At 51.9% G+C, this 15231-nt stretch carries 15 protein-coding genes and 2 pseudogenes; 5 read left to right on the plus strand and 12 right to left on the minus strand.

The genetic code is table 11. The annotated features are described in order from the left end of the window. The first annotated feature begins 1 nt into the window (after position 1). Genes HV345_RS19770 through HV345_RS19780 form a run of 3 tightly spaced genes read left to right on the plus strand, consistent with a single transcriptional unit; the run spans position 2 to position 2125 of the window. Complete coding sequence (locus HV345_RS19770) at positions 2–496, plus strand: PTS sugar transporter subunit IIB (protein WP_003837349.1); 495 nt, start codon at positions 2–4, stop codon at positions 494–496. A 10-nt stretch (positions 497–506) separates the two neighbouring features. Next, complete coding sequence (locus HV345_RS19775; protein WP_046276031.1) at positions 507–1307, plus strand: PTS sugar transporter subunit IIC; 801 nt, start codon at positions 507–509, stop codon at positions 1305–1307. Then, entirely contained in the window at positions 1307–2125 is an 819-nt protein-coding gene (locus HV345_RS19780; RefSeq protein ID WP_016151643.1) for a PTS system mannose/fructose/sorbose family transporter subunit IID, read from the plus strand. Before HV345_RS19775 ends, HV345_RS19780 begins: the two co-directional genes overlap by 1 nt. A gap of 41 nt (positions 2126–2166) precedes the next feature. Here HV345_RS19780 and HV345_RS19785 read toward each other — a convergent pair whose 3' ends face one another. From HV345_RS19785 to HV345_RS26515, 9 genes and pseudogenes are all read right to left on the minus strand, one after another. Then, complete coding sequence (locus tag HV345_RS19785; RefSeq protein ID WP_047414458.1) at positions 2167–2949, minus strand: glucose-6-phosphate isomerase family protein; 783 nt, start codon at positions 2947–2949, stop codon at positions 2167–2169. Then, positions 2942–3505 carry a glucose-6-phosphate isomerase family protein gene (locus HV345_RS19790; protein ID WP_016151641.1) on the minus strand — a complete coding sequence of 188 codons (564 nt, stop codon included), beginning with the start codon at positions 3503–3505 and terminating at the stop codon, positions 2942–2944. The genes HV345_RS19785 and HV345_RS19790 overlap by 8 nt, the downstream gene beginning before the upstream one ends. A gap of 97 nt (positions 3506–3602) precedes the next feature. Then, complete coding sequence (gene rihC, locus HV345_RS19795; protein WP_181635958.1) at positions 3603–4517, minus strand: ribonucleoside hydrolase RihC; 915 nt, start codon at positions 4515–4517, stop codon at positions 3603–3605. A 66-nt stretch (positions 4518–4583) separates the two neighbouring features. Continuing rightward, positions 4584–5534 (minus strand): 4-hydroxy-3-methylbut-2-enyl diphosphate reductase, encoded by a 951-nt coding sequence (gene ispH / locus HV345_RS19800; RefSeq protein ID WP_047500149.1) that lies wholly within the window; start codon positions 5532–5534, stop codon positions 4584–4586. A 1-nt stretch (position 5535) separates the two neighbouring features. Then, positions 5536–5985: an FKBP-type peptidyl-prolyl cis-trans isomerase gene (gene fkpB, locus HV345_RS19805; protein ID WP_003018929.1), complete on the minus strand. Its 450-nt coding sequence runs from the start codon at positions 5983–5985 to the stop codon at positions 5536–5538. A 117-nt stretch (positions 5986–6102) separates the two neighbouring features. After that, on the minus strand, positions 6103–6600 hold the full coding sequence (gene lspA, locus HV345_RS19810; protein ID WP_003018932.1) for a signal peptidase II: 498 nt from the start codon (positions 6598–6600) through the stop codon (positions 6103–6105). Continuing rightward, positions 6600–9416 carry an isoleucine--tRNA ligase gene (gene ileS / locus HV345_RS19815; protein WP_016155657.1) on the minus strand — a complete coding sequence of 939 codons (2817 nt, stop codon included), beginning with the start codon at positions 9414–9416 and terminating at the stop codon, positions 6600–6602. Before ileS ends, lspA begins: the two co-directional genes overlap by 1 nt. Before the next feature lie 37 nt (positions 9417–9453). Further along, entirely contained in the window at positions 9454–10392 is a 939-nt protein-coding gene (gene ribF, locus HV345_RS19820; RefSeq protein WP_181635959.1) for a bifunctional riboflavin kinase/FAD synthetase, read from the minus strand. 7 nt (positions 10393–10399) lie between these two features. After that, positions 10400–10615 (minus strand): annotated as a pseudogene (locus tag HV345_RS26515) (DUF2575 domain-containing protein). A gap of 105 nt (positions 10616–10720) precedes the next feature. Here HV345_RS26515 and rpsT point away from each other — a divergent pair. Together rpsT and HV345_RS19830 are read left to right on the plus strand one after the other, a co-directional pair. Next, entirely contained in the window at positions 10721–10984 is a 264-nt protein-coding gene (gene rpsT, locus HV345_RS19825) for a 30S ribosomal protein S20 (protein ID WP_003018940.1), read from the plus strand. A gap of 68 nt (positions 10985–11052) precedes the next feature. Further along, positions 11053–11395 (plus strand): annotated as a pseudogene (locus HV345_RS19830) (transposase domain-containing protein); the annotation flags it as partial. 110 nt (positions 11396–11505) lie between these two features. On the opposite strand, the gene HV345_RS19835 reads toward HV345_RS19830, so the two are convergent. From HV345_RS19835 to nhaR, 3 genes are all read right to left on the minus strand, one after another. Continuing rightward, positions 11506–12231, minus strand: coding sequence for a winged helix-turn-helix domain-containing protein (locus HV345_RS19835; RefSeq protein ID WP_016155655.1), 726 nt, complete (start codon positions 12229–12231; stop codon positions 11506–11508). A 258-nt stretch (positions 12232–12489) separates the two neighbouring features. Further along, positions 12490–13971 carry a glycoside hydrolase family 18 protein gene (locus tag HV345_RS19840; RefSeq protein WP_181635960.1) on the minus strand — a complete coding sequence of 494 codons (1482 nt, stop codon included), beginning with the start codon at positions 13969–13971 and terminating at the stop codon, positions 12490–12492. Positions 13972–14324: 353 nt separating this feature from the next. Next, positions 14325–15224 carry a transcriptional activator NhaR gene (nhaR, locus tag HV345_RS19845; protein ID WP_016155652.1) on the minus strand — a complete coding sequence of 300 codons (900 nt, stop codon included), beginning with the start codon at positions 15222–15224 and terminating at the stop codon, positions 14325–14327. Positions 15225–15231 lie beyond the last annotated feature (7 nt).

Consider the following 15231-nt stretch of genomic DNA (forward strand, 5'->3'; position numbering starts at 1 on the left):
TATGAGTATTTCTTTTGTACGTATCGATGACCGCGTAATCCATGGGCAGCTCGTGACACGTTGGGCCAAAGAGCTGCCCTGTGATGGGATCGTCGCTATAGACGACGCCGTCGCGGCCGACCCTTTGCTCTCTTCGGTGATGAAAGGCGCCGTACAGGACACCAAAGTTTGGTTGTTTGATACGGCCACCGCGATTGAAAAATTGCCAAAAGTCATTGCCAGCGAGAAACGTTATTTCGTCATTGGCAAATCCCCCGTCACGCTCAAACGCATTGAAGAAGCAGGTATCAGCCTGAAAAATGCCAACGGCAAGATTAATGTAGGTCCGATGAGCGCGCGTGCTGATACCACCACCATCGGCCCGAATCAGTCGGTCAACGGGGATGAAATTGCCGCCTTTGACTGGCTGACGCAACATGGGCACCTGGTTGAGTTTCGCCTGGTTCCTGATGCCAGTTGCTACAGCTGGCAGGACGCACGTCAGAAGCTGAAATAAGGAGCGCACGATGATTATCGAAGCTACGTTGATTGGCATACTTTGCTATCTCGGCGCCCTCAGCAGTCCCTGGCTTCTGGGGCTGACCGGCGGCTGGTATCTGATCACCCGCCCGCTGATTTCCGGAATGCTGGTCGGGATTATTCTCGGCGACATTAAAACCGGGATCATGATTGGCGTCGCGGTTCAGGCGGTGTATATCGCGATGGTAACGCCTGGCGGTTCGATGCCGGCCGATCTCAACTTTGTTGCTTACCCCGCAATCGCCCTAGGGATCCTTTCAGGAAAAGGCCCCGAGGTCGCGGTCGCGCTGGCTGCGACCATCGGTATCGCCGGAACCATTTTGTTTAACGCGATGATGGTACTGAACTCCTTCTGGAATCACCGGGCAGATGTGGCGCTGGAACGGGGCGACGAACGCGGTATTTACCTGAACAGCGCCATCTGGCCACAGGTGACAAACTTTGTCCTGCGTTTTGTACCAACTTTTATTGCGGTTTACTTCGGCGCGCAATACATCAGCGGTTTTATGGACAGCTTGCCGAAAATAGTTCTGTCAACGATGAACGTACTGGGCGGCATTTTACCCGCCGTCGGGATCGCGATTTTGCTGAAGCAGATCATCAAAAACTACACCATGCTGATCTACTTCCTCGTCGGTTTTGTCTGCATCGTATTTTTAAAACTCAACATGGTCGCGCTGGTGATCGTCGGTTCGCTGTTGGCGTTGATCCATTACAACTACAAACCGGAACCGCCGCAGGCCGCGAATGCAAAGTCGGTAGCCGATGATGAGGAGGATGAATTCTGATGGAAGAACGTACACTTACGCGTAAAGATCTTCGCCGCTGCTGGCGCGCATGGATGATGCACAACTTGTCATCGATGAGTTTTGAACGTCTGGAATCTTTTGGCTTTTGTCTGAGTATGCTTCCGGTGGCGAAAAAGCTCTATCCCGACGCAGCCCAACGTACTGAAATGCTGCGCCGTCATGCCTCATTCTATAATACGGAGCCCCAGATAGGCGCGATCGTAAACGGTATGGTGCTGGGGCTGGAGGAGAAAAAAGCGAACGGTGAACCGATCGATGGGGAGACCATCAATACCCTGAAGGTTGGCCTGATGGGCCCTATTGCCGGGATCGGCGATTCAATGATCCCTGGCATGCTGATCCCTATCCTGCTCAGCATCGGCATGGCCCTGGCGGCCGGCGGTAACATTCTGGGGCCGCTGTTTTATACCGTTGCCTGGTTGGCCATCATCATTCCCGGTTCGTGGTTCTTGTTCCTGAAAGGCTACAAAATGGGTTCTGGCTCGGTGGAAATGCTGGTGAGCAGCAAGTCTGCCCGTCTGCGTGAAGCGTTATCGCTGCTGGGTGTGTTTGTCATGGGGGGCGTGGCGGCCAGCTACGTTAAACTTGGCACCGGACTGGAGTTTATTACCAAAGATGGGGTGAATATCCATGTTCAACAGATGCTGGACGGTATCTTCCCGCAGTTACTGCCGCTGATTGTGGTGCTTGGTACCTGGTATCTGATGGCCAAGCGCGGTGTGTCACCAGTGAAAGCGATGATTTTACTGTTGATACTGGCCGCCCTCGGCGTCGCCACGGGCCTGTTTGCGGGATAACACACAGAAAACGGTACAACCGGGGCTATGCCCCGGTTTTTTTATGGATGAAAGTTTTGCCATAGCTCGGGGTGCTTGTCCGGGCGTGAGATAAATTGGAAACGCGCCGGGTCCTCGATGAATTGCTGATAAACAGGTGCGGAGGTAATCGAGAATTCCGTATATTGTCTGGGCGTAACGGCCTGCAGTCGTCCAGGGATGTAACGCGGATTATGCTGCCAGATAACGTTGTTGCCCTGCAGCAGCGGATACCATGCCAGTCCTTTATGCGCACGCACGGCGTCGTACTCAAAACCATATTCACGATCGCACCACGCGCCAAAGGTTAACGGTACATCCGGGTCTGCGGATATAGTCGCATGCCCCCAACCGGGTGGTACCAACACTTTCTCACCGGGTCCGGCAATTACAGCAAAACAGCGGCCTGGGTCGTCCTCAACATATTCCTGCATATAAATGATCGCTTTTCCCTGCCAGATTTCATAAAGCTCCGGCGGAGACCAGCCGCTGTGCTGACTAATACGATGAATATGTCCCTGACTACGCACCGGCTCTTCTCCCAGCCGTCCCGCCGCATAGGTCACCACGCCAAACAACAGCATCCGCTTTTTCAACTCTTCGCGATCCTGCATTCGCGCCACATCCATCGCTATGGCATACACCTCTTGCGGCCCTTCACAGTGCGGATCGCGCAGCGAGGCGCGAATCTGGTCGAGTTGACGAATCTCCGGCATCGGCCCGGTAACCTCATCCCCATAGCTAAAACCAAGCGGGTGATGATGGACCGTCATATCCAGGCCGTAAGAATGCGCTAAGTCACCCATTCTGTACCTCCTTCGCCTGAACCGTCTTATTTTCCTCAAAGACCCTTATTCTGAAGCCGCTGGCAAGCGCTGCATAATCATGACCCGCAATCCCTGGCCATACGGCGAGCGCCGACAGAACCTCTTCCCCGGTGTTGATTAACCGATGCGCGGTAAAGCCGGGGATAATGTGGACAGATCCCGCGAATACTTTTTCCAGCCTCGCGTCGCCCTGCTCAGTTTGCAACAGCAGCAAACCGGTGCCACGCAGACCAAAATAGACTTCCCCCTGTTCGCGGCGCGCATGGAAATGCCCGCGAGTCATAAAATACTCACAGCCGACCCGGCCAGGGTAAAGATGGGTAACGCCGGTGTAGAGTTCACCTTCAGCGGGAGAGGTATCCAGCATCTCGACGTCATACACGACCTGCTCGCCAGCCAGCTGTTGACGGGCGTGTTCATCGGCAAAAACGTCTGGAAGATCCTCAATACGGGTGGATTTACGCAATAACAGGCCATCAGCTAAAGCGCCGCTTGCCCACGCCACCTGCGGTGGCTGGATAAAAGAAAGGTTCATATGTGTCTCCGGCCCGAGGAGAACAACAGGATCAGATTAGCAGATTAATCGATTAACCTGCTATCGCTATCTGCATATTGCGGGCCGGATCACAGCCTCAAGGTGCCAGCGTCAGTACCTCTGCCACCCACTGCTGGAACCCCTCAACGTCCAGCCCCAGCGCGACCAGGGCATTTGCCGGATGCCCTAAACGTCCTTCAATGTCCACCACCGTCGTACCCGAGGTATATTCACCCTGGGTTTCAACCGCCACGAAGCACGGCTGCAGGGTAAACAGTTCCGGGCGCACCAGCCAGGCAATAGCGCACAGGTCGTACATTCGTAGCCCCGTATTCATACTGCCGCTACGGTAATGGCTAAACAGCGCGTGCAGCATTTTTCCCGTCTGGTTAAGCTGCGGCAACGTCGTCAGGTAGTCAGGGGTGAGCATGGCCTGATTAGTGACATCCAGCCCACACATCACAATCTCCAGCCCGCTCTGGAAGACTTTTGCGGCGGCCTCGGGATCAATAGCAATATTAAACTCCGCGTTTGGCGTGAAGTTCCCGCGCCCGGCAGAACCGCCCATAATCACCAGACGGTGAATGTTGAATATGCATTCAGGATAATGAGTCAGCAGCAGCGCAATGTTGGTCAGGGGGCCAATTGCCACCAGCGTCACAGGCTGCGGGGCATGCATCAACGCATCGCGAATGGCCTGGAAGGCAGGTTTTGCCATCACCTGGCGGTCATGTTCGACAAATTCATACCCTTCCATACCTGATTCACCGTGTACGGAAGCGGCATCTCGTAGCGGTCTCACCAGCGGCATCGATGCCCCCTGCGCCAGTGGAATATCCGCATTCCAGAAGTGCAGCAGTTGCAATGCATTACGGGTGGTTTTTTCCACCGACACATTACCTGCTACCGTGGTCATCAGTTGCAGATCCAGCTCAGGGGCAAACAGCGCGGCGGCAATAGCGGCAGCATCATCAATGCCGGGATCGGTATCAAGAATGATCGGTAAGCGCATGGTTTCTCCATAAAAAAATGCCAGACGTTAAGTCTGGCATCTTCTCATAATCGTAACCGGAAAGACTTACTCTACTTCACGAACATCCACACGCAGCTCTTTCGGTACTTCGAAAACGATGTTTTCTTCACGCCCTTCCAGCGGAATAGCTTCCCCACCGCCAAGCTCCTGCAGGCGAGCAATCACGTTTTGAACCAGGATATCAGGCGCCGAGGCACCGGCCGTCACGCCCACGCACCTGGCTTCTTTCACCCACGCTTCCTGGATATCGGTCGCATCGTCAATCAGATACGCCGCTTTCCCCATTCGTTGGGCCAGTTCAGCCAGACGGTTGGAGTTAGAAGAGTTTTTCGAGCCGACCACCAGCACAACATCCGCCTGCTCTGCCAGCGCACGGACCGCTTCCTGACGGTTGGTCGTGGCATAACAGATATCGTCTTTGCGCGGCCCGACAATTTTCGGGAAACGGCTTCGTAACGCGTCAATGACGTCAGAGGTGTCATCAACGGAGAGAGTGGTCTGCGTCATGAAGGACAATTTGCCTTCATTTTTTACATTCAGTTTCAGCACATCTTCAGGTGATTCGACCAGATACATTCCCCCCTGCGGGTTACTGTACTGGCCCATCGTGCCTTCAACTTCCGGATGCCCGGCGTGACCAATTAAAATTGACTCTTCACCGCGACGGCTGGCGCGTGCAACTTCCATATGCACTTTCGTTACCAGCGGGCAGGTCGCATCAAAAACCGTGAGGTCGCGGCCTTTGGCTTCGTTACGCACCGCCTGAGACACGCCATGAGCAGAGAAAATCAGGATCGCGCCATCCGGTACTTCGCTGATTTGCTCAATAAAAATAGCGCCGCGCTCGCGCAGGCTATCCACCACATAGCGGTTATGCACCACTTCATGACGGACATAAATCGGTGCGCCGTAAATAGCCAGCGCGTTTTCCACAATGCTGATAGCGCGGTCTACGCCAGCGCAAAAACCGCGCGGGTTGGCCAACAGGATCTGCATTTTACGCCTCCAGTGCCGGTTCGACTTCCAGCACTTCAATATCAAAATGAACGGTATGCCCGGCCAGCGGATGGTTGAAATCAACCGTGATCGAGTCACCGTTGATTTCGCGGATCACACCAGGCATCTCACTGCCGTCCATTGCGGTAAAGAGCATGATAGCGCCAATTTCTGGCTCGCCCGCGTCCATAAATTCCCGACGCGAGAAATACTGAATTAAGTCCGGGCTGGACACGCCGAAGGCGGCATCCGGCTCCAGAGCAAAAGTGGTTTTATCACCTTCTTTTAACCCCAGCAGGTGTTGTTCCAGTCCTTCAGACAGAGAACCGTCGCCCAGGCGAAACAGCGCAGGCTTGCCGTTATTGCGAGTTGACTCTGCGGTGGAGCCATCGTCGAGCTTAAGGGTGAAGTGCACCAGCACCGCACTGTTACTCTGTACTGATTTAGACATGCAGGTTGCTCTTTAAAATTGCTGCCGCCTGTTTGCCCGATAGCGCTACGCTTACCGGGCCCACAAGAATCGCAGTATATTGTAGGCCGGATTAGCATAGCGCCATCCGGCATTTTTTTATGCGGCTTTTTTCTCTTTCGACGGTAAGAAGCCTTCGAGGACAATCAATGCCGCACCGATACAGATCGCCGTATCGGCAAGGTTGAATGTCGCGAAATGCCAGTCACCGACGTAAAAGTCAATCATATCAACCACGAAGCCGTGCCACAGGCGGTCGAACAGGTTGCCCAGCGCACCGCCAATGATTAACGCATACGCGATGTTGTTCAGCTTCTGCGTCGCCTTCGAGCGATACATCATCACCATCAGGATAACGCAGATACCAATGGCGATACCGGCAAAGAACCAACGTTGCCAGCCACCGCTGTCGGCTAAGAAGCTAAACGCCGCACCATAGTTACGCGCGTAGTGCAGATTAAGCGACGGGAACAGCGACACCGTATCCCCCAGAGCAAAGTTCTGGAGGATCAGGTATTTGCTGCCTAAATCGATAATCAGCACGACTACCACCAGCCACAGCCAGCGTAGTCCTGTTGAACAAAGAGGCTTACTCATCAGGCAAACTTACGTTGTTCGCCATCACCGGCGATGTTGCTGACACAGCGTCCGCAGATATCTGCATGTTCCGCCACCTGGCCGACATCGGTAGTGTAATGCCAGCAGCGCGGACATTTCTCACCTTCGGCTTTGCTCAGTACGATTTTCAGACCTTTAAGCAGTTCGCTCTGCTGAGCGTCAGCAGGAGCCGCTGCATAATCCGCAACCGTCGCACCGGAGGTCAGCAGAACAAAGCGCAACTCTTCGCCCAGCGCGGTCAGTTTCGCCGCCAGTTCTGGTTCAGCGTACAGAGTAACCGCCGCTTCCAGCGAACCACCGACTTTCTTATCCGCACGTGCCTGCTCGATGACCTTGTTCACTTCGCCGCGCACTTTCAGCAACTCGTCCCAGTAGGCATCGTTCATCGCTTCGGTTTCGCCTAAGCCAAACAGACCTTCGTACCATTCACCGGTAAAGACGTACTTCTCACGATCGCCCGGCAGGTAACCCCAGATTTCATCAGCGGTGAAGGACATGATCGGCGCCATCCAGCGTACCAGCGCTTCTGCAATATGGAACAGCGCAGTCTGGCAACTACGACGCGCCACGCTGTCCGCTTTCGCGGTGTACTGACGGTCTTTGATGATGTCGAGGTAGAATGAACCCATTTCTACGGAGCAGAAGCGCATCAGGCGCTGTACTACTTCGTGGAAGTCATAGGCTTCATAAGCTTTCAGGATCTCTTCCTGCGCCGCTTGTGCACAACCTACCGCCCAGCGATCCAGCACCACCATCTCTTCCGGTTTCACCATATCTTTTACCGGATCGAACCCGTTCAGGTTCGCCAGCAGGAAGCGTGCGGTGTTACGGATACGACGATAGCTGTCGGCAGCACGTTTCAGGATTTCGTCAGAAACGGCCATTTCGCCGGTATAGTCGGTAGAAGCGACCCACAGACGCAGAATATCCGCGCCCAGTTTGTTCATTACGTCCTGCGGGCTTACGGTGTTACCGATAGACTTGGACATTTTACGACCCTGACCATCAACGGTGAAACCGTGGGTCAGTACCTGACGGTATGGCGCTTTGCCCTTCATTGCAGTGGAGATCATCAGAGAAGACATGAACCAGCCGCGGTGCTGGTCAGAACCTTCCAGATACATATCTGCCGCATGGCCTGCAAACTCAGGACGCACGTCCACAACGGATGAGTGGGTTGAACCGGAGTCGAACCACACGTCCAGCGTATCCGGGACTTTGACATACTGGTCAGCTTCATCGCCGAGGATATCTTTCGGATCGAGATCCCACCACGCCTGGATGCCGTCAACTTCAACGCGTTTGGCCACTTCTTCCATCAGTTCGATAGCACGCGGATGCAGCTCTTCGGTGTCTTTGTGAACAAACAGAGACATCGGCACACCCCACGTACGCTGACGGGAGATACACCAGTCAGGACGGTTGGCAACCATCGATTCAATACGTGCCTGACCCCAATCCGGGATCCATTGCACGCCTTTGATCTCTTTTAGCGACTGCGCACGCAGACCTTTCTGATCCATGCTGACGAACCACTGCGGAGTCGCACGGAAGATGATCGGCGATTTGTGGCGCCAGCAGCACGGGTAGCTGTGCTGCATCTTCTCAACGTGCAGCAGAGCGCCTTTATCGCTCAGCAGCGCAACGATTTTGTCGTTGGCTTTAAAGACGTTCACACCGTCCAGATCCGGATAGGTACCCGCCAGATATGCGCCGTCCGGACCAACCGGGTTAGCGATTTCCAGACCGTATTTCTGGCTAATGACGTAGTCATCCGGACCGTGGCCGCCGGCGGTATGGACCGCACCGGTACCCGCATCCAGCGTAACGTGATCGCCAAGAATAGCCGGCACGTCAAAGCCCATAAACGGATGGGTAAAGCGCAGCAGTTCCAGCTCGGCGCCTTTTACGGTGCCCAGAATAGTGTATTCAGCCGCACCAATACGCTGCATGACGCTTTCAACCAGATCCTTCGCCAGAATCACAGCCTGCCCGTCAATCTGCACCAGCGCATAGTCAAAATCAGGCGCCAGAGAGATTGCGCGGTTCGCCGGTAACGTCCACGGGGTGGTAGTCCAGATAACCAGTGAGATCGGGCCATTGACGTCAGAAACGCCAAATTTCGCTTTTACCGCGTCCTGATCGGCGGCGTGGAACGCAACGTCGATGGACGGGGAGGTTTTGTCATAATACTCAACTTCCGCTTCCGCCAGCGCGGAACGGCAATCAACGCACCAGTGCACCGGCTTCGCACCTTTGTGCAGGTGACCGTTGCCGATGATTTTACCCAGCGCACGAATGATGTTGGCTTCAGTTTTGAAGTCCATGGTCAGGTACGGATGCGACCAGTCGCCCAGCACGCCAAGACGGATAAAGTCTTTACGCTGACCGTCAACCTGCGTCGCTGCGTATTCACGGCATTTGGCGCGGAACTCAGCGGCGGTGAACTTCTCGCCCGGCTTGCCGTATTCCTGCTCTACTTTCAGCTCGATAGGCAGGCCGTGGCAGTCCCAGCCCGGAACGTAAGGCGAGTCGAATCCCGTGAGTCCTTTGGACTTCACGATAATGTCTTTCAGAATCTTGTTAACCGAGTGACCAATATGAATGCTGCCATTCGCATAAGGAGGGCCATCATGCAGAATGAAGGTTTTTTTGCCTTTTTTGGCCGCACGAATGATGCCGTACAGGTCATCATCAGTCCAACGCGCCAGCATTCCCGGTTCACGCTTGGCGAGATCGCCGCGCATCGGGAACCCTGTTTCCGGCAAATTCAGGGTTGATTTATAGTCACTCATCAGATTCTCGGTTCCGTATTTAAAACTCGTATAGGCATTAAGCCGGTTTTGTTAGCCCAAAAAATTCACGGGCAGTCAACTCATCACGCGCAATCTGCGCTTTTAGTTCATCCAGCGAGGCAAATCGCTGTTCGCTGCGTATTTTTTTACGCAGTACTACATCTATATGGCGACCATACAGGTCCATTACAACGTCCAATAGATGCACTTCCAACTGTTGGCGTACGCCTGCTACCGTCGGGCGTGTGCCGATGTTGGCGACGCCGGGGAAAGGTTTGTCACCCAGCCCCATTACTTCAACCGCATAAACCCCTTTCACCGGAGAAACCTGGCGACGAAGCGGTAAGTTTGCCGTCGGAAAACCGATAGTGCGCCCTAACTCGTCACCGTGAACTACGCGTCCTGAGATAGTAAAAGGATACCCAAGCAGGCTTTCAGCCAGTTGCAGGTTATCTTCCGCCAGCGCCTGACGTACCGCGGTGCTGCTGATGCGCACACCGCCTTCACAGAAGGTTTGGGTGCTGGTGATATCAAAACCATACTCAGCGCCCGCTTCCTGTAATAACAAGAAATCGCCCGCACGGCTAGCGCCAAAGCGGAAATCATCACCAACGGCAAGAAATTGTACACCAAGGCGCTTCACCAGCAGATCGCTGATGAAGGTCTGCGCCGTTAATGCCGCGAAGCGCCTGTCAAAACGCACGCACAGCACGTAATCAACGCCGCACTCCGCCAGATAACGCAGTTTTTCCCGCAGACGGGTGAGGCGCGCAGGTGACTTGTCCGTCGCAAACAGCTCCAGCGGCTGCGGCTCGAAAATCATCACCATCACCGGTAAATTGCGTTTGCGCCCTTCTTCCCGTAAGCCCTGCAGCAACGCACGATGGCCACGGTGCACGCCGTCGAAATTACCAATAGTCAGCACACACCCATGCGGGGCCTGACTGAGATTATGTATGCCTCGTATCAGCTTCATGTCTGGCTCAAAACAGTGAAAATCGTGAAAGTATACCCTGTACCGCGTTCAACGTTAACCGGCGATTGTTTCTACGAAACAGAAAGAGGATGGTTTTCATCGTTATGAAACAAATTGACGCCCTTCACGGGCACACCAATGCAATTTTTCTCGTGGAAAGGCTGTATTCACGCCCCGCAAGCTGGTAGAATCCTGCGCCATCACTACGCAACGAGTGCTGCAATTTAAACGGCGCTTATTTGCACAAATCCATTGACAAAAGAAGGCTAAAAGGGCATATTCCTCGGCCTTTGAATTGTCCATATAGAACACATTTGGGAGTTGGACCTTGGCTAATATCAAATCAGCTAAGAAGCGCGCCGTTCAGTCTGAAAAGGCCCGCAAGCACAACGCTAGCCGTCGCTCTATGATGCGTACTTTCATCAAGAAAGTATACGCAGCTATCGAAGCTGGCGACAAAGCTACTGCACTGAAAGCATTTAACGAAATGCAACCGATCGTGGACCGTCAGGCTGCTAAAGGTCTGATCCACAAAAACAAAGCTGCACGTCATAAAGCAAACCTGACTGCACAGATCAACAAACTGGCTTAATCGCCTGCTTGTTGTCGCTTTGTGAAAAAACCCGCGCAAGCGTAGCACAATAAGCCCCATCATTTTTGATGGGGCTTTTTCATTCTTTCAACCTGTCGCTATGCGATACAACCTGGGCTGAACCCGAATCTCTTTCCTCTTTTCGGCACTCAATACCTCCTGAATGTCTCTCAGGTCCTTCGCTCCACAGATAAAGCCAGTATCAGAAAGCATAAACTCTCCGCGGAACTCGTTATCTGGTTAATTATCGGAATGGGCTTCATTATGATCTCTACATCACCGATGCGGTGACAAAACTCGAGCTTGTTCTGGATGGCTCTCTGGCTGCCAACTCTATTAATCAGACCTGCTGGAAATTCCGTGATGCACCACTTGAGGCATTATTTCATCTAACCGGCTCATCACTGGACGCATCATCTTGCCGAACGACGGTTAACCGAGCTTTTCGGTGGCAAGATGACGCTCTCGCCTTATCCACCAAACGCATAATAAACTTAAGTTGCATTACGTAACGAAAAATATCATGAAGTCACTTTTTTACATATATATTCATGATTTTTGCAATTTTCGCTTGTATCGTACTTATTGCACTGGCACAGGATAAATCCTTTTTGTCCATGACTATCTTTTCCCGTTTCAGGATTTAAATACAAATTTTTTCCGCCATTATGAAGACGTAACTCTTCCCTGTAGAAAAACACTGTCAGGAGTACTAATACTGTAGTCAATACAAATGTCAGGAACGCTAAAATAACCCTCGCCTTATGCAGGGAGAGATTAACGGCAACGTCTGTTTTTTTGCCTTCGGTTTTTTTCTGAATTTCATAATGGGCACTGAGAATATCAGTGTCAGAAGGACAGGAAAATACCTCAGTGGCAGCAGGTTCATTTTTTTCAGCGCCTAATTCAGCAACCGGTGTAACGCTATAGGCCGGATTGATCTGGTAGCCCAGTCGGGGATGGGTAACGATTAAATCCGTCATCTCTATATCCCGCAAATCCCGCCGCAAGGCATAAATCGTCTGCAATAACGTACTATCGCTGGCGAATAAACCAAATTGTCCCCATACCTCATCGCAAATTTGCTTTTTTGTCGTTATATCTTGTTGGGTATGTGAGATGAGACACTTCAAACAGCGACCTTTCACGCCGGATAAATGAATACTTTCCCCATCCTTAAGATGATGAAGAACCATTTCACTTGTATCAAACAATAAATCATTTCCAATCATGAATGATGTAACCATTTGAAAATCCATTAACTATTGAGATGCGTTATTTTAGTACCAAAAATAATCATCTAACTGAGAGAATTGTCAAACCTGATGTAAAAAACCATAAAAAAATCTAAAAATAAGAAGGCAATGTCATAAAATGTAATATAAATTTACTTATTCAATCCAAAATAATAATTCACCTGATACACAATATTTATTTACTTATCTATGTTTTTTACACGATTGAGACAGCCGAAAATGTCCCCCTTTACAGGGGGACATGAGCACTTACTTCGTAATACCTTTAAAATAGAACGGTCTCATATCAACAGTTTGCCGCGTCATTTCGCAGCCCAGCCCTTCGCGAGCCGCATTCACCAGCGGGCCACGATCCAAATCCGCCGTCCAGGTAAACAGGCCGCCCAGGCCGCGGGATTTTACGTACTCGGCTTTGGCCTTCACGGTGCGTGGGGTATCCAGCGACATAAAGACTTTAGACTGTGGGTTATACAGGAAATCCGCATCCGCCACTTCATCGGTGTAAACAATAAAATTATTGCGACCGGTCTGGTTTTCCAGATCAAGATAATTTGCGATATGGTCGTACCATTCCGTTGAGCCGGATTCAAATGTTCCGACCGTCGTGCCGTATCCTGGCGTGTAAGTTCCTTTCAGCGGAGATACGCTCTGGATCGTCGCATCATGAGCATTACGGCTATAACCGGCATAACCGATAAAGACCTGTTTAAGCGGCACCCCAATCGACTCCAGATAATTAACGGAGGTCTCTACGCTCCAGTTATTCGCGCTACCATTCGGGTAGAGATTGGTATGATGCGCCAGCTCGGTAGCCCACGGCGTACCAAAGAAGTCGTAGGTCATTAAATTAATGCCCCAGACCCCCGCATCAATGAGCGCTGGAATATTGGCTTTTTTCAGTTTCTCGATGTCACCAGCCGCGGCAACGCTAATTTTCACATCACTGCGATTGATTTTATTCAGCGCGGCTTTCACATCCTTAATCAAGGCAGCAAAATTTGGTGCGTCAGTATCATCGTAGGTATTACCGGTATTTCCCGGTGCCCCCGGATATTCCCAATCCAGATCGATTTCGCTAAACATCGGGAATCGGGTGAACAGATCGGTCAGGCCGTCGCAGAATAGCGCGCGTTTATGTGGATCCTTAGCCATAAAGTGGAACGCCTGGCTCATGGTCCATCCGCCAATACTCATTGAAAGATGGAGATTCGGGTTCTTTTTCTGTACATCGCGTAACCCCCCCAGAACGCCCTGTGCATCGTACTGATGGAAAAGCGCCATGTAATCATTGCTTACCCAGCCCGCAAAGCCGCAGTTGCGATAGGAGGCAACATCTCCCCACGCATCGACAAAAGTGGGTTGCCATTGCGTACGCTGGAAGTCGACTGCGGCATTGTTGATGGTCGTCGCTTTCTCGCCGGTATCGCCGACAATCCCGCAGAAACCCAGCGTAATTTTATCGTAAGCAAAGGGGTCTAATAACGCCAGGTCAACGCCGCGCCCACAGCTGGAAGGCGCGAAATCACCATCGAGACGGCCGTCATATTGCGACCAGTCAGTCCAGTAACCGGACACTTTAAACTCGTTGGGCTTGTACTCGTTATAGGCTACCTTCGCAACACGCGCCGATGTATAGCTAAACTCATTGGTTTCCGTGGCCGCCACAAATCCGTTCTGCTCGTACTCTTTTGTACTGAGCGAATCATTTTGTACCAGTTTGCTGTTAGTCATAATGCTTACCTCGTTAATGAGTCATAGAAGAAATAGTGTGTCCCATCCGTCCGGTGGGACACCTATGTAATGCTCCCATTATGCGAGGGGTGCTAATCACAAACGCTTTGAAACCATGAGATATCGATTTGATGAGATCTCATTTTCTGTATAAAACAGGTTATGAGATAGGGTAAGAAGCGAGCTGGAGGGTCTCAGAAAATCTCTTTCTGTTTGATTTGCTACATCTTTTGCGTCGGTGCATCCACTTTGCTCAGCACTCACCAGTGACCCTGCCACAAGGTGGCAGGGTGCAGTGTACCGACTGGCCGAGTAACCCCCCCACAATATGAAGTATGACGAGTGCGCCTTGATTATTTACCCGCAGAAATAAATAGTGCCGAGTAATCAGTATTGCAAATACGCTGCACCGCTGGATGCTGGATCATTCTTTCCGCAAATATGGCGTGATACTCCTCCATCACATTCTCTACGCGTCCAATTTCAACAATTGAATCATCGGCATAAAAATTGTGGGAATAAAGAGTAGGCGCAACAAAAATAGCGTTATGCGTTGCGCCGAACGCTTTCATCAGCGCGGCATCATCAAACTCGCCAAGGATTTCAACGTTCAGCCCTTGTGAGTTAATCCAGTTCAACAGCTTACGCCCGAGCATCGAACGGCGCCCTGGGATCAGCAATCGACGCTCTTCGAGGCAGGCCGGAAATGGTTTCTCAGGCAATGGCTGGGTGCACCAAAAGCTCACGCTGCATTCGCCAATCCGCACTGAGAACAACCCTTCCTGCTGCGTAGAATCGATCGGGCAGTCGGAGATAATCATATCCAGTTTATGCTGGCTGAGCTGATCCAGCAGCATCTCGTGCGTTGATTCAAAACAACGCAGATGGATTTGTTCATCTTCAACGACTGCAGCATTCAGCACGCTGCTAACCAGCTGTTTGGACAACGCATCCGCCACGCCGACATCGAACAGTAAATTCGACTCTTTGCGATAGTTCACGATATCCAGCATTTCCTGGCTTAACGTGAACATCTTATCCGCATAACGAAAAACCAATTCGCCTAATTCGCTGGGCTCCAGTCCACGCCCCTTCCGCTTGAACAACTTTCCCTGTAAGCGTTCCTCAAGCGCTTTAATCTGCCCGGTAATGGTCTGCGGTGTCAGATAAAGCGCCTCTGCTGCACCAACCACCGATCCTTCTTTATATACATGCCAAAAGTAGTACAGGTGGTTGTAGTTTATATGAGACATACACTCT

It is taken from the genome of Citrobacter sp. RHBSTW-00986 (genome assembly GCF_013783065.1).
GTDB lineage: Bacteria > Pseudomonadota > Gammaproteobacteria > Enterobacterales > Enterobacteriaceae > Citrobacter > Citrobacter braakii.